The 14,109-nt window shown below is 42.4% G+C and carries 16 protein-coding genes; 1 reads left to right on the forward strand and 15 read right to left on the reverse strand.

The genetic code is table 11. The features are described 5' to 3' along the window. Positions 1 to 14 precede the first annotated feature (14 nt). The 4 genes from OVN23_RS06190 to OVN23_RS06205 all read right to left on the reverse strand — a co-directional run bounded on the left by OVN23_RS06190 (position 15) and on the right by OVN23_RS06205 (position 3,901). Positions 15 to 203, reverse strand: a complete 189-nt coding sequence (locus OVN23_RS06190) for a hypothetical protein (protein WP_319946283.1) — start codon at positions 201 to 203, stop codon at positions 15 to 17. Positions 204 to 393: 190 nt separating this feature from the next. After that, positions 394 to 2,634, reverse strand: a complete 2,241-nt coding sequence (locus OVN23_RS06195; RefSeq protein WP_267240836.1) for a DNA internalization-related competence protein ComEC/Rec2 — start codon at positions 2,632 to 2,634, stop codon at positions 394 to 396. Continuing rightward, on the reverse strand, positions 2,618 to 3,265 hold the full coding sequence (locus OVN23_RS06200) for a helix-hairpin-helix domain-containing protein (protein ID WP_267240837.1): 648 nt from the start codon (positions 3,263 to 3,265) through the stop codon (positions 2,618 to 2,620). Before OVN23_RS06200 ends, OVN23_RS06195 begins: the two co-directional genes overlap by 17 nt. A gap of 66 nt (positions 3,266 to 3,331) precedes the next feature. Beyond that, positions 3,332 to 3,901, reverse strand: coding sequence for a GNAT family N-acetyltransferase (locus tag OVN23_RS06205; protein ID WP_267240838.1), 570 nt, complete (start codon positions 3,899 to 3,901; stop codon positions 3,332 to 3,334). A gap of 171 nt (positions 3,902 to 4,072) precedes the next feature. Here OVN23_RS06205 and ald point away from each other — a divergent pair, with 171 nt between their 5' ends. Next, positions 4,073 to 5,185 carry an alanine dehydrogenase gene (ald, locus tag OVN23_RS06210; protein WP_267240839.1) on the forward strand — a complete coding sequence of 371 codons (1,113 nt, stop codon included), beginning with the start codon at positions 4,073 to 4,075 and terminating at the stop codon, positions 5,183 to 5,185. Between the two features lie 55 nt (positions 5,186 to 5,240). Here ald and OVN23_RS06215 read toward each other — a convergent pair whose 3' ends face one another. The 11 genes from OVN23_RS06215 to proC all read right to left on the reverse strand — a co-directional run bounded on the left by OVN23_RS06215 (position 5,241) and on the right by proC (position 14,106). After that, positions 5,241 to 6,236 (reverse strand): PhoH family protein, encoded by a 996-nt coding sequence (locus OVN23_RS06215; protein WP_173233924.1) that lies wholly within the window; start codon positions 6,234 to 6,236, stop codon positions 5,241 to 5,243. An 84-nt stretch (positions 6,237 to 6,320) separates the two neighbouring features. Further along, positions 6,321 to 6,536, reverse strand: a complete 216-nt coding sequence (locus tag OVN23_RS06220; protein WP_001232089.1) for a YozE family protein — start codon at positions 6,534 to 6,536, stop codon at positions 6,321 to 6,323. 8 nt (positions 6,537 to 6,544) lie between these two features. Continuing rightward, complete coding sequence (gene cvfB, locus OVN23_RS06225) at positions 6,545 to 7,399, reverse strand: RNA-binding virulence regulatory protein CvfB (RefSeq protein ID WP_001095459.1); 855 nt, start codon at positions 7,397 to 7,399, stop codon at positions 6,545 to 6,547. Between the two features lie 60 nt (positions 7,400 to 7,459). Next, positions 7,460 to 8,017, reverse strand: a complete 558-nt coding sequence (gene frr / locus OVN23_RS06230; protein ID WP_173212318.1) for a ribosome recycling factor — start codon at positions 8,015 to 8,017, stop codon at positions 7,460 to 7,462. Positions 8,018 to 8,025: 8 nt separating this feature from the next. After that, complete coding sequence (gene pyrH, locus OVN23_RS06235) at positions 8,026 to 8,763, reverse strand: UMP kinase (RefSeq protein ID WP_039704027.1); 738 nt, start codon at positions 8,761 to 8,763, stop codon at positions 8,026 to 8,028. 83 nt (positions 8,764 to 8,846) lie between these two features. After that, a complete protein-coding gene (gene trmFO / locus OVN23_RS06240; protein WP_000083709.1) occupies positions 8,847 to 10,181 on the reverse strand; it encodes a methylenetetrahydrofolate--tRNA-(uracil(54)-C(5))-methyltransferase (FADH(2)-oxidizing) TrmFO in 1,335 nt (444 codons plus the stop codon). A 134-nt stretch (positions 10,182 to 10,315) separates the two neighbouring features. Then, positions 10,316 to 11,194, reverse strand: coding sequence for a 16S rRNA (cytidine(1402)-2'-O)-methyltransferase (gene rsmI, locus OVN23_RS06245; protein ID WP_267240840.1), 879 nt, complete (start codon positions 11,192 to 11,194; stop codon positions 10,316 to 10,318). Positions 11,195 to 11,196: 2 nt separating this feature from the next. Beyond that, the gene (gene yabA / locus OVN23_RS06250) at positions 11,197 to 11,514 is read right to left on the reverse strand and encodes a DNA replication initiation control protein YabA (protein ID WP_000358227.1); all 318 of its coding nucleotides are present in this window, start codon (positions 11,512 to 11,514) and stop codon (positions 11,197 to 11,199) included. A gap of 39 nt (positions 11,515 to 11,553) precedes the next feature. After that, entirely contained in the window at positions 11,554 to 12,444 is an 891-nt protein-coding gene (locus OVN23_RS06255; RefSeq protein WP_173218255.1) for a DNA polymerase III subunit delta', read from the reverse strand. Further along, on the reverse strand, positions 12,441 to 13,079 hold the full coding sequence (gene tmk / locus OVN23_RS06260) for a dTMP kinase (protein ID WP_164226002.1): 639 nt from the start codon (positions 13,077 to 13,079) through the stop codon (positions 12,441 to 12,443). The genes OVN23_RS06255 and tmk overlap by 4 nt, the downstream gene beginning before the upstream one ends. 229 nt (positions 13,080 to 13,308) lie before the next feature. Beyond that, positions 13,309 to 14,106, reverse strand: coding sequence for a pyrroline-5-carboxylate reductase (proC, locus tag OVN23_RS06265; RefSeq protein WP_173249608.1), 798 nt, complete (start codon positions 14,104 to 14,106; stop codon positions 13,309 to 13,311). Positions 14,107 to 14,109: the final 3 nt, after the last annotated feature.

Genomic DNA, 14,109 nt, shown 5'->3' on the forward strand with positions numbered 1-14,109 from the left:
TCACTCTTTAAGGATTAATAGCCTCCGCTGTAGTAGTTTATTACCTCATAACGATCATAGTTCCAACCTCCGCCAACTTTATACTCAGAATAGCTGTAATAACGAGACCATTCCGGAATATCACTATATCTATGTTTGTGATAATTCATACTAGACCTATAGAAGATATTCCAATCATACCGATAAGTTTTAAGAACGCTCACAGCAGATACACTGGACTGAAAAAGACCAAGTGATAACAAAGTAGCTAATAAAACAACTTTTGCTGATTTTTTCATGGTTTTCACCTCACTAATATATTTACTTTCGAAAGCGCTTTAATTATATCATTTTTTCCTCTGTTATGCAATAGTTTTTTGGATTTATTTTACTAATATATAATATTTGTCCTTCCTATCGAACGCTTTCTATTTTCCAACTCCTCCACCCTTTAAAGCGTATAGCTCCTTGCTGGTCAGTTCGGTAAACTTTGCTATTGATATCTTCCAGTCGGGTCAAGGTTTCCTGATGGGGTAATTTCGTTCGATTATTCTTTCCAACTGAGATGAGAGTCATCTCTGGTTTGAACTGTTCTAAAAAGGCTGAACTTGATGATTTTTTGGAGCCATGTTGGCTAGCTTTCAAGACATCCACCTTCAAGTCTGGATAGTGCTTCAGCAAGTCCTTCTCTCCTTTCTCCTCCAAGTTTCCTGTGAAGAGGAAGTGCTTATCCAAGAGTTTCCCATACAGAACTATGGAATCTTCATGACCTCCATCTCCAATTTTCCTTGGAGATAAGACTTCTAACTGACTTCCGAAAATTGGCAAATTCTCTCCCACTGACACACTACGAACCTTGGTTTGAGTCGCCTCTAGTTCTGCCACAAATTCCTTCTGTTTCAAACTGCCTTTTGACACTAAAATTTCGCCTACATGAAAAGCCCTGGTCACCTCCAACAAATCGCCAATATGCTCCTTGTCCGTGTTAGTCAAAATTAGCTGGTCAATCTTAGCTACTCCTCGACTTTTAAGATAGGGTATCAAGCTTCGCTGGGCATTGCTGGTCGTCGTCTTTTCTTGCCATTTTTCAATTTTCTTATCAGATTCTGCCTTGCCACCGACATCTATGAGAATAGTCTTACCAGTTACATCCCGTAGGAAAATACTTTCGCCTTGCCCCACATCCAGCATGGTGATTTCATTTTCTAGTGGATTCTTGGTCAGGAAAAAGAGACCTGTAATCAATAAGCTCAATACCGTTAACATTTTAATGTTTTTCCTCAAATCATAGACCAAAGCCAAGGAAATTAACAACAAGATTAAAAGCCACGCATTAGGTTGTCCAAAGACCAGAGGTCTACTTGCCACCTGTGATGCAAAGCGAATCATTCCCTCTAACCATTCAAAGATAAAATTCAGCTGAATGACTGGATAGAGAAAGGAAAGGGCAAATAAGATGGACAAGAGCGGTAAGAAGACCAAGTCAAAAAGAAAGGAAAAGACAAAGGTCAAAAGGATGGACCAAGGCTGAAATTCTGCAAAATAGAAGGATAGAATGGGTAATATTCCCAAAGAAATAACCAGACTTTCTCTGGCAATAGCCTTAAGCCCCTCCTCTTCTTTGCTGGTCATGGTCAAGATAAAAGCATAAGCGCAGGACAAGACTCCTCCTGCAGTCAGGAAAAAGTTGGGTATGATGATAAAGAGGACAAGCACCGTCAAGGCAAAATTATCCAAGCCCTTAACACCATGTTGAGCCAGTAACTTTTGCAAGAGACTGCGAATAACCGAAGCTGAAAATCCTGTCATACCTGCATAGATAATGGAAAAGGGATAAGTCAGCCATTTCAACTTTTCTTGGGTCAAGCCCAATCGCAAGAGGATTTTCTTAAAGCCATCCATGAAAAAACCTACCTGCATGCCCGACAAGGCAAAAAGGTGGATAATTCCTAGACTAGAATAAAGCTCATTCATCTCCTCAAAGTCAGTGTCCAAATGTCCTAACAAGAGCCCTGTCATATAATTTCGCATAGGGTCTGGAAAGTGCGTCTTAATCCAAACCACAGACTTTCGACGTAAACTGGACAGGTTTTCACCTATATCCCAACTGCCAACCTTTTGAACTGACTGGATTTTTTTGATATTGAGAGTCTGGTAAATTCCCTGAGTCTTCAGATAGGCTTGGTAGTCAAAGCCACCAAAATTTCTCTTCCCTTCTGGCTCCGAAAGCTTCCCTTCTAGTTCTATATCATAAAGGTCTGTCAAGGTTTGAAAGGCTTCTTTCTCCTCCTCTGTCTGGAGTTTATAATAAACTTGAAAAGCACGACCGTTAGACTTACCACGAAAGGATAGACTATCACCATTAACCTTAATAGTGTCAGGCAAAATCCGTACCCTCTCAACAGAATCCGCTAAGTTTTGACTAGCTTGACTCTGTTGCCAAGTTTGAAACAGAAACCAAAATCCAAATATTCCACAAATCACTAGAACTTTGCCTGATGATTTCCAAGGAAATTGAATAAAGAGACAGACGAGCAGAAAAACGAAGCCCAACAAAGCAAGATAGGATGCTGAGAAAATGGCGTAGTAAAGCCAAAGTAACAGAAAACTCAGATAGATTAGGGGAAGGGGGAAATTCTTAATCCACTGTAACATAGTCTTTTAGCTTTTCTATCGTTTTAGCACCAATTCCAGAGACTTTCTTGAGTTCATCAACCGACTTGAATTTCCCATTTGTTTCACGATGGTCGATAATGTCCTGAGCTCGTTTTCCTCCCAGTCCCTTGACCTGCTTGAGTTCTTCCAGACTGGCCTTGTTGAGATTGACCTTCTTTTCCTTGCTCGTCGAAGAAGCTGTCCCAGAACCTGCCTGCTGACTAGCTAATTCTTCTCCCTTAGTTGGGACGTAAACCAGAGCCTCATCACTAACTTTCTGAGCTAGATTGAGCCCCTTGCTGTCTGCTTGCTCTGTCAAGCCACCCGCCTTTTGAACAGTATCATTGACCCGACTACCTACCGGCAAATCATAAATTCCAGGTGCTTTAACAGCGCCTTTGACATCTACTGTGATTAGATCTTGTTCAAGGGGTTCTTCCTTTTCTTCCTTCACTTCCTTTTCGGTCGATGAATCCTTGGAAACAGTTGCAACTTCTGCCTGCAAATTCGTTTCTTTTACAGGTGTTTGTGGAGTTGGCTTTAGCAGGAAAAATCCTCCTACAAGCAAGCCCAGACCAGTACAGATGACAATGATTTTATACTCTTTAATTTTCTCGATAATTGCTTCCATATTTTCTCCTCTCTTAGATTATTCGTAAGAGAAAGAAAAAACAGTCGAAAATTTCTTTTCAACTGCTTATTTATTTGCAAAATAGTCTTCCTTGATCAAGACATAATGAACTCTTGTAACAATTCGGCCTTCTTCATGCTGGTCCATACAAGCATATGGTTCTTCATGTGAAAAACGCATTCCTGATTTCTCCATGACCTTTCCTGACGCGGGATTAGCCTTATCGTAAAGGGCGGTCAACTTGTTCATTCCAATCTTCTCAAAAGCCAGCTCAATTACGGCACGATTGGATTCTGTCGTCAATCCTTGATTCCAATACTTTTTATTGATAATGTAGCCAATAGCTGCCTTCTTAAGAACAGAATCAATCTTGTGCAAGTCAATGGTTCCGATAAACTGACCATTGCTTTTTAGTTCTATTCCCCAACGTCCCAAGGGATTAGCCAAGTAGAACTGAGCAATATTATTTTTGGTTTCTTCTAAATTTTGATTGGTTAGAAAAGTGTAACGTGTATTATCCTTGTCCGAGGCATAGTCAAACATTGCTTCCGCATCGTCCAAAGTTACAGGTCTAAGCAATAAACGCTCCGTTTCTATAGACGGATACTGGGCAAGTTTTACAAAAATTGATTCCATACGTTTCTACCATTCAAAAGTATTTTCTATCAGTATAGCATAAAAAAGAAGTGATAACAAATTTTTCTTGCTTTTTAAAGCGGTTTCATATAGAATAAAATCATCACCTTATTTTATAGATAATTGTGATAAATCATTTACAACCCGTCAATAGAAAGTGAGTTTTTCTCTATGTTAATCGGAATTCCAAAAGAGATTAAGAATAATGAAAACCGTGTTGCCCTCACACCTGCTGGTGTCCACAGCTTAGTCGGTCGTGGTCATCGTGTCCTTATCGAAACAAATGCTGGTCTCGGTTCTGGCTTTACTGATGCTGACTATCAAAAGCAAGGAGCTGAAATTGTCGCTACTGCTGGTGAGGCCTGGTCTGCAGAGTTAGTCGTGAAAGTAAAAGAACCATTAGCTTCTGAATATGATTACTTACGTGACGACCTGCTTCTCTTCACCTACTTGCACATGGCCGCTGCTCCAGAATTAGCAGATGCTATGTTGGAAGCAAAAACAACTGGGATTGCCTATGAAACTGTCCGTGATTCCCAAGGTCAATTACCACTCCTCGTACCTATGAGTGAGGTTGCAGGCCGTATGGCAGTCCAAATCGGTGCTCATTTCCTAACTAAGCAAGCAGGAGGTTCTGGTGTCTTACTGGGTGGTGTGCCAGGTGTACCTAAAGGGAAAGTAACCATCATCGGTGGCGGTGTCGTAGGTACCCATGCTGCTCGAATTGCTCTTGGTCTTGGTGCACAAGTAACCATCCTTGATAACAGTGCTAAACGTCTCTCCATTTTAGAGGAGGTCTTTGGCCATCAAATCCAAACACTTATGTCAAATTCATTTAACATCGAAGCAAGTGTGAGAGATGCGGATGTGGTGATCGGAGCGGTTCTTATCCCTGGTTCCAAAGCACCAAAATTGGTGACTGATGAGATGGTCAAGCAAATGCGCCCAGGTTCAGTCATTGTGGATGTTGCCGTTGACCAAGGTGGCGTTATCGAAACAGCTGACCGTGTGTCAACGCATGATGAACCTGTCTATGAAAAACACGGTGTTCTCCACTATGCCGTTGCCAATATACCTGGTGCGGTTGCTCGTACTTCAACCATTGCCCTAACCAATGTCACTCTTCCTTATATCGAAGCTTTGGCTGGTAAAGGATTTATGCAAGCAATTGCTGAAGATGAGGGCTTGCGCCAAGGTGTTACCACTTATCAAGGTTACTTAACCAGTCTTCCAGTAGCCCAAGGCCTCAATAAAAAACATACTCCAATTGATGAACTAGTATAAAAATCTAATTATCAGATAAAAGAAAGAGCAAGTCCAACCGAACTGCTCTTTTTTGCTATTCTGTTTCTTCTTGGACTTCTTCATTCTCTTCATTTTTAATTGGAGCTGGTTCATAAGCTCGGATAATCTGAGCGACAACAGGATGGCGAACCACATCCTTAGCTGAAAAATGAACAAAGTCAATCTGATGGATGTTCTTGAGTTTTTCTTGAGCATCAATCAGACCAGACTTGACGTTACGCGGAAGGTCAATCTGACTGATATCTCCATTGACAATCATCTTAGAATTAAAGCCTAAACGAGTCAAAAACATCTTCATCTGCATGATGGTCGTATTTTGCGCCTCATCGAGAATGACAAAGGCATCATCCAAGGTCCTTCCACGCATGTAAGCAAGGGGTGCAATCTCGATAATTTCACGCTCCATAAGACGAGTCGTTTGGTCTTTCCCCAAAATCTGATACAAGGCATCATAAACAGGTCTAAGGTAAGGATCTACCTTCTCCTTGAGATCACCCGGAAGAAAACCTAGACTCTCTCCTGCTTCCACCGCTGGACGTGTCAAGATAATCCGCTTGACCTGCCCACGTTTAAGGGCAGTCACTGCCAATGTCACTGCAAGGAAGGTCTTCCCTGTACCTGCTGGCCCAATTCCAAAGGTCACATCATGCTGTTTAACACTGCCCACATAAAGTTTTTGCCCTAGGGTTTTGACACGAATAGGTTTACCAGTATTATCCTTGATGATTTCTTCTTCGTAAAGGGCGACAAACTTGTCGATTTCATCGTTTTTGACCATACTAATCGCAGTGACCACATCTGGTGTACCAACGGTCATCCCACGATTTACCAAGACCATCAAAGCCTGAATAACTTGACGGGCTTCCTCACAGGCAGTCTCTTCTCCCAAAACCTGGACAATCTCCGTACGAGCATGAATTACCACATCAAGCTCTTCTTCCATCAAACGAAGATGGCGTTCATTGGAACCAAAAAGATGAAACAGGTCATCTGGATGACTCAGTTGAATGTCTATTGAATGTTCCTTCAAATAAAGAACCTCTCTAATCCTTTTATTTCTTTTTATTATAGCAAAGGGGTGGAGAAATTACTAGCCCAAACCCAATGAATCATGCTAGTGTTCTAAGTATTCTTGCCAGATAGCGTCAAAGTCTCCTAGGTTGAAAGAAAAACTGGCATGTTCTTCCAAAAAGCGACTCACCTCATCAAAATCATCTGTGTGTTTTGGGAAAGATGACTCTTCAAAAGCTAGGTCTGCCAAGATAGCTTTGGGACTGTTACTTTTAGGATTGCGCTCGGTCATGAGCCAAGTGTAAAATGATTTTCTCATAAGTCACCCTAGATCAACTCTGTCCCAAACTGGTCTTGCTTGATTTTACCAGCCTTCATAAGACCACCTAAAGCTTTCTTGAACTGACCTTTAGAAATGCCAAAGGTTGCCTTGATGTCGTCTGGAGATGACTTATCATTTAAGGTCATGAAACCACCATTGCTTTCCAAATAGGTCAAAATCATCTGAGCATCATTTTCCAACATTTCAAAAGAACGTGGTTTGAGGGAGAGGTTCAAGGTACGGTCCACTTCACGGAAACCAATAACGCGCGCATCCAACACTTGCCCCAAACGTGGCTCTGCGTAACGCTCGCTAGGATGGATAAAGCCAAGCATGTTGTTTTCTGGCAGGTAAACAAAAGTTCCTGATAACTTGAGACGGTAAACAATGGCTGGCCAGTTTTGGTTCTGCATGTTGTTGTAGGCAGGACGAGCCAGACGTTGAAAGTCTTCTTGATAGGCCAAGAGTCCCCAGATACGGTCTTTCTTGTCCACCTCAAGACGGATGTAGAGTTGGTCGCCCTTCTTAGGCCAGAGTTCCTTGAGCTCAGGGAGAATATCGAGTGACACAACGATTTCCTTGTCAGGAAGACCTGTATCCACAAAGACACCCAAGTCTTTACGAACTTCCGTTACAGTTCCCCAACCAAATTGGTCCTGAGTGGCAGTCACTTCTAAGGTTGTCAGGCGGAGTTTTTGCTTCATATCCGTGTAGGCAAAACCTTTGACCGTATCCCCTACTGTATGTTGACCTTCTTCCTTAGCAAGAGCATAGGTTTGACCATCCTTTTGCACAAAGTAAAAACGATCGTTTTCATCGATGATCAGTCCAACGATAAAACTTGCAAGATTTGTATTCATATTTCCTTCTTTCGAATAAAACTCAGCCAGCAATGCCAACTGAGTTTTTCTGTTTATTTCTTAGACTTCCAAAAGTTCTTTCTCTTTGTTGGCAGTCATGTCGTCGATGTGTTTAACAGCATCGTCTGTTACTTTTTGAATGTCTTTTTCAAGAGTCTTCAATTCGTCTTCAGTGATTTCTTTTGCTTTCTCTTGTTTCTTAGCTTCATCCATAGCATCGCGACGGATATTGCGGACAGCCACTTTAGCACTCTCACCGACCTTCTTCACTTCTTTAGCAAGATCACGACGAGTTTCTTCTGTTAGAGCTGGGATAACCAAGCGAATCACAGAACCATCGTTAGCTGGTGTGATACCAAGATCAGAAGCGTTCAAAGCACGTTCGATGTCTTTCAATGAAGACTTATCAAATGGTGTCACCAACAAAACACGCGCTTCTGGAATCGTAATTGAAGCGATTTGGTTAAGAGGAGTCTCTACTCCATAGTATTCTACATGTACACGGTCGAGCAAACTTGCATTAGCACGACCGGCACGGATAGCACCAAATTCACGAGCAAGTGAGTGGTGAGATTGGGTCATTCTCTCTTTAGCTTTTTCAATAATTGCGTTAGCCATAATCTTTCTTATTCCTTTTCTTCAATATTATTTGAAACTGTTGTTCCGATATTTTCGCCAAATACGACACGTTTGATGTTACCTGGTTGGTTCATGTTAAAGACAACCAAGTCAATGTCGTTGTCCATTGAGAGGGTTGAAGCTGTTGAGTCCATGATACGAAGACCTTTATTGATAACGTCACGGTGAGTCAATTCTTCAAATTTAACAGCTGTCTTGTCCTTCTTAGGATCGGCATTGTAAACACCATCTACGCCATTTTTAGCCATAAGGATAGCATCCGCTTCGATTTCAGCTGCACGAAGGGCCGCTGTTGTATCTGTTGAGAAGTAAGGTGAACCAATTCCAGCACCAAAGATAACGATACGGCCTTTTTCAAGATGACGAAGGGCACGTCCACGGACATAAGGCTCTGCCACTTGTTGCATGGCAATAGCTGTTTGCACACGTGTATCAACCCCAACTTGTTGCAATGAATCTGCCATCACAAGAGCATTCATAACAGTCCCAAGCATTCCTGTGTAATCTGCCTGAACGCGGTCCATTCCTGCCTCTGCAGCAGGTTCTCCACGCCAGAGATTTCCTCCACCAATAACAAGGGCAATTTCGATACCTAAGCTATGAACTTCTTGAATCTCTCTTGCGATTGTTTGAACTGTTTGGATATCAATCCCTACGCCACGTTCACCGGCAAGGGCTTCACCTGATAACTTGATTAAAATACGTTTATACTTGGGATTCGCCATTTTCACTCTCCTTCTTTTATCCTACCTATTTTATCACAATTTCTAAGATTTTTATAGTATCATGAGCAATTCTTTCAAAAAAATTAGACCGTTAAAAATTCCTCTAAGTCACTAAGGGCACGCTCTGCAATTTTTTCATAACGAGCCTTCTTATCACGAATACGTTCGCCTTCCAACTCCTTGATAATCCCAAAATTGACATTCATTGGTTGGAAATGTTTGCTGTCAGCATGGGTGATGTAATGAGCCAGACTTCCAATCGCTGTTGTCTCTGGGAAAATAGCCTCGCTTTCTCCCTTGAAGAGACGAGCAGCGTTAATACCCGCAACTAATCCTGACGCTGCGGACTCAACATAGCCTTCCACACCCGTCATCTGACCAGCAAAGAAGAGATTTGGTTGTTTCTTAGAACGGTAAGTCTGCTCAAGAAGATTTGGTGAATCCATGTAAGAATTGCGATGCATAACACCATAACGGACAAACTCGGCATTTTCAAGACCTGGAATCATTTGGAAGACACGCTTTTGTTCTCCCCATTTGAGGTGGGTCTGAAAACCAACAATATTGTATAGGCTACCAGCTGCATTATCCTGACGAAGTTGCACAACCGCATAAGGTGTTTTAAATTCTCCATCACGAGGTCCTGTGTAGTCGTCTGGATACTCCAAACCGACTGGTTTCATAGGACCATAAAGCATAGTTTTAATGCCACGTTTGGCCATAACTTCGATAGGCATACAGCCTTCAAAGTACTTTTCTTTTTCAAAGGAATTGAGCGGTGCTTCTTCTGCATTGACCAAGGCTTCATGGAAATCCATAAACTCCTGCTTGGTCATGGGAGCGTTGAGATAAGCGGCTTCTCCCTTATCATAACGAGACTTGAGATAAACCTTGCTCATATCGATAGTGTTGACATCGATAATAGGCGCTGCCGCATCGTAGAAATAGAAACCATCGCCATCATTAAGGGCATGAATCTTTTCAGCCAAGGCATCGCTAGTCAAAGGACCAGTAGCGACAACCGTAATAACATCTGTCGGCAATTCTGTAATTTCATCACGCACCACTTCAATCAAGGGGTGGTTGGCCACTTTTTCGGTCACCATTTGGGAGAAACCATCACGGTCCACCGCAAGCGCTCCTCCTGCAGGAACACGAGTTGCTTCAGCAGATTCCAAGATAACAGAACCCAAGCGACGCATTTCTTCCTTGAGGAGACCAACAGCATTAGTCAAGGCATCCCCACGCAAGGAATTAGAACAAACTAACTCTGCAAAATTATCTGTTTTGTGTTGAGGTGTTGACTTGACACCACGCATTTCATAAAGTTTAACTGGAATACCACGTTCTGCAATTTGGTAGGCTGCTTCAGAACCTGCCAAACCAGCACCGATAACATTGATATAAGATTGAGACACGACACTAATACCTCTTTGGGTGGGACGTAAGTCCATATCAAAACACCCCACTGGACTGTTTGACACCCACAAATCTTTCTATTTTTTTCTTCTACTAGTATAACAAAAAAAGGGAAGAAGGCAAACTTCCCTGTTTAGTCATTTTCTTGATTTTCTTCCCAGTCATGGTAGGCAGCGTAAAGCTGGCTTTTATTCCACTGGTAAATCTTAGCGACTTCCTTGATGGCTTGATTTTTCTTCATGCCTTGCTGGATACGGGCTTGGATTTCTAAGAACAAGACTTCCTCGTCTTTTTCTTCCACATCCTGACTGGCACCTTCAACGATGAGAAGGCATTCACCCTTGAGTGGCGTTTCAGAAATGCTTTCCAGCAATTCAGAAATGGTACCTCTTTGGTATTCTTCATAGATTTTGGTCAATTCCCTGACCAAGACGACCGAGCGATCATCGTAGACTTCTAGCATATTTTCCAACGTATCCGCCACACGATGGGGGGATTCATAGAAAATCTGTGTTTCAGAATAGTCTTTTTTCAAATCGAAAAATTGCTTTTGCTGGCCTGATTTTCTTGGTAAAAAGCCGTAAAAGATATGTGGCTGTGGCGCTAAACCACTGGCAATCAAGGCAGAAATCCCTGCAGAAGCACCTGGGACTGTGACAACCGCAATTTCTTCCTCAATAGCTGCCTTAACCAAATCATGACCAGGGTCTGAGATACTAGGCAGACCCGCATCGGATACTTGAGCAATACTTTTCCCTGCTTTCAGGAAACCAATCAAATCAGGAATCTTTTCCTTGGCATTGTGCTCATGAAAACTAATCTGCTTGGTAGAAATGTCAAAATGCTTGAGCAATAGACCTGTATTGCGCGTGTCCTCAGCCGCAATCCAGTCCACTTCTTTCAGGGTTTGGATGGCGCGAAAGGTCATATCATCTAGATTGCCAATCGGTGTTGCCACTAGATACAGCTTGCCATAGGGAGACTGCCTCTTAAAACTTTTTTGAATCTGCATGTTTACTCCCTGTATAACAACTCGTCACAGAACATACATTCTTCGTCCTGTTCTCGACGTTGTCCATAAAAATCATTACATACGTGAAATCCGTCTTTGTAAATGCGACGAACACTTTCACGAACATGCTTGGCCTTGACGGGAGCATCTGCTTCCACCTCACCTAAGCGTTCGCGCAACTTAGAATTTTCCAAGCGAAGAGCTGTATTTTCTTCTACCAAGCTCTTGAGATTTTTCTTGATGGCTTCCACATCAGCTAAGGTTACCAATAACTGTTGGGAAAAATCATCCAGCGCGTCAAATAATTCTTTTTTGTCCATAAACCAGCCCTTTCCTTTCTTTATCATTCATTTTTTAGTTTATATTTCTTTCAAGACCAGATATTCCATGGCATTTTGAAAGCTGACATTAGTTTCCCACATTTTTCTAGCTTCTAGCAAATCTTGTAGAATCACCCTTACTCTTGCTTGCAAGAGGTCCTGCCCACAGAGCACTTCAAGAATCCGTAAAACCTGATCCTGCTTTTCCTTGTCATCTGCCAAGCTAGCTAGTTTGGCAACTTGCAAATAACTTTCTTTTTTCTTAGCTACTAACCAAGTCAGCAGGCGTTCACTTTCATCGACCAAGGTCCAAAAACTTGCCTGATTGGCTAACTTTTCTGCTTCAGCTCGCGATTGACTAAACTGGGCTAATAGAGTTGCTTTTTTCTTAACCAGCCCCATTTGTTCTAAGAGCAAGATGAGCTTCTCTTCTTGCTTTTTAAAGTGAAAAATCTGGGTCCGACTTCGGATTGTCGGCAACATCTTTTCCTCATCGCTAGTCAAGAAGAAAATATAAACCTCACTCTGGGGTTCTTCGATGACCTTGAGCAAAGAATTGGCTGCGTTAGGATGCATTTTCTCAGCTTGCTCGATAATAAAGACCTGTTGCTGACTTTCAATCCCTGCTTGGGAAAACTGACCCACCAATTCCCGAATGCGTTCTGTCTTAATGACCTGATTAACTGGCTTAATCAAGGTGACATCTGGAAACTCTTCCTGTTCAATCAGCTTGCAATTTCGGCATTTCTCACATGGTAAGACGCCAACTTTATCCGTACAAAAGAGGCTCTTAGCTAAAAATTGCGCCATTTCCAAACTTCCAAAGAAACCTGAAAAGAGGTAGGCATGATTGAGCTGGTCTTGCTCCAAGATACGGACAAAGCGGTCAAACTGATCTGGCTGCCAAGCCTTTAGTTGATCTTGTTTCATTTGGCCAAGCCCATTCTGTCAAACAAGACAGCCTTGGTAGTTTCCACAACTTGCTCAAAAGGAAGACTAGCATCAATCTTGACAATGCGATTTCCCTCTTTATCCAGAAGAGAAAGGTAACCGTGACGGACTTTTTTATGCAAGTCCAACCCTTCCAAGTCCAAACGATTGACCTCACGATTGCTATTAGCAGCAATGCGAGCCAGTCCGTCTTCCACCTCAATATCAAAATAGAGTGTCAAATCGGGTTTGAGGCCATCTGTCGCAAACTGGTTAAGCCAGTCAATGGCTTCAATGTCCAAGCCACGACCAAATCCCTGATAGGCAACCGAACTATCGATGAAGCGGTCCATAATGACCAACTTGCCAGCTTCAAGTGCTGGAAGAACTTTTTCCACCAAGTGCTGTCTGCGACTGGCAATATAAAGAAGCAACTCTGTCTTCGCATCCATCTGAGTATGACTTGGATCCAAAATTACTTCCCGAATCTTCTCCCCAATCAAGACTCCGCCAGGTTCACGGGTCGTCAGCACCTCTACCCCTTTTTCCTCTAAAATTGGGAGCAGAGCCTCTAAAACACTGGTCTTTCCTGCTCCCTCTGGTCCCTCAAGAGAGACTAAAAATCCTTTTGACATGTCTAACTCATTTCTTTTTTACTACTTCTATTCTATCAAAAAAATAGAGGTTTGTGACAATCTTTTTTGTCTTCTCATTTCATACTCAATGAAAATCAAAGAGCAAACTAGGAAGCTAGCCGCAGGTTGCTCAAAACACTGTTTTGAGGTTGCAAATGGAAGCTGACGCAGTTTGAAGAGATTTTCGAAGAGTATCAACCACCATAAAAGAGGCAGACAAATCCACCTCTTATTTACCTAATTCTTGTGTTCGTTTATAGGCTTGATGAACTGCATCCATGACTGTTCCTCGAAAAGCATGCGCTTCTAAGCTTGCTACACCAGCGATAGTCGAACCTCCTGGGCTGCAGACTTGGTCTTTCAATACTCCAGGATGCTCTTGGCTTTCTAGGACCAATTGACCAGCTCCTACCACAGTTTGAGCCGCCATTTTCAATGCTGTCTCTCGTGGCAATCCAGTCTGAACACCTGCATCTGCCAAGGCCTCAATAAAGAGATAGACAAAGGCCGGCCCACAGCCTGCAAGACCTGTCGCTGCATCGATTAAGCCTTCACTGATTTCAAACAATAAACCGGCATGTTGTAAAAGTTGACAAAAGACTTCCTTATCATCTGCTTGGCAGTTGGCTGACAAGGTATAACTAATGACTCCTTGACCAATAGAAGCAGGGGTATTTGGCATCATACGAATAATTCTGTGTTGATTTGGGATAAGACTTGCTAGTTTTTCTAAAGTCAATCCAGCTGCCATGGAGATTAAAAGAAGACATGCTCGCTTTTCAAGGATAGTATGGTATTGAGAAAGCAGTTCAGAAAACTGAGCAGGCTTAACTCCTAGAAAAATCACATCTGCTTCTGCAAAAATTTCTTCATTGCTGGAAGCCTGACCACCAAAGTTGGCGATGAAAGCATCCACCTTGTCTTGGCTACGATTGGCAAGGAGAATCTGAGCACCCGTCTTGGCCTGCAAAACAGCCTTGGCCAAACTAGCACCCATATTCCCCAATCCGATAAATCCAATCTTCATCTC

It is taken from the genome of Streptococcus sp. Marseille-Q6488, assembly GCF_946902925.1.
Lineage (GTDB): Bacteria > Bacillota > Bacilli > Lactobacillales > Streptococcaceae > Streptococcus.

Excerpts from the sequence above, each read along its gene's own strand:
- frr (WP_173212318.1), bottom strand. The coding sequence starts at position 8,017 with ATGGCTAACGCAATTATTGAAAAAGCTAAAGAGAGAATGACCCAATCT.
- tmk (WP_164226002.1), bottom strand. The coding sequence starts at position 13,079 with ATGTCAAAAGGATTTTTAGTCTCTCTTGAGGGACCAGAGGGAGCAGGA.
- ald (WP_267240839.1), top strand. The coding sequence starts at position 4,073 with ATGTTAATCGGAATTCCAAAAGAGATTAAGAATAATGAAAACCGTGTT.
- OVN23_RS06255 (WP_173218255.1), bottom strand. The coding sequence starts at position 12,444 with ATGAAACAAGATCAACTAAAGGCTTGGCAGCCAGATCAGTTTGACCGC.
- OVN23_RS06205 (WP_267240838.1), bottom strand. The coding sequence starts at position 3,901 with ATGGAATCAATTTTTGTAAAACTTGCCCAGTATCCGTCTATAGAAACG.
- pyrH (WP_039704027.1), bottom strand. The coding sequence starts at position 8,763 with ATGGCGAATCCCAAGTATAAACGTATTTTAATCAAGTTATCAGGTGAA.
- OVN23_RS06200 (WP_267240837.1), bottom strand. The coding sequence starts at position 3,265 with ATGGAAGCAATTATCGAGAAAATTAAAGAGTATAAAATCATTGTCATC.
- proC (WP_173249608.1), bottom strand. The coding sequence starts at position 14,106 with ATGAAGATTGGATTTATCGGATTGGGGAATATGGGTGCTAGTTTGGCC.
- OVN23_RS06195 (WP_267240836.1), bottom strand. The coding sequence starts at position 2,634 with ATGTTACAGTGGATTAAGAATTTCCCCCTTCCCCTAATCTATCTGAGT.
- OVN23_RS06220 (WP_001232089.1), bottom strand. The coding sequence starts at position 6,536 with ATGAGAAAATCATTTTACACTTGGCTCATGACCGAGCGCAATCCTAAA.
- rsmI (WP_267240840.1), bottom strand. The coding sequence starts at position 11,194 with ATGCAGATTCAAAAAAGTTTTAAGAGGCAGTCTCCCTATGGCAAGCTG.
- cvfB (WP_001095459.1), bottom strand. The coding sequence starts at position 7,399 with ATGAATACAAATCTTGCAAGTTTTATCGTTGGACTGATCATCGATGAA.
- yabA (WP_000358227.1), bottom strand. The coding sequence starts at position 11,514 with ATGGACAAAAAAGAATTATTTGACGCGCTGGATGATTTTTCCCAACAG.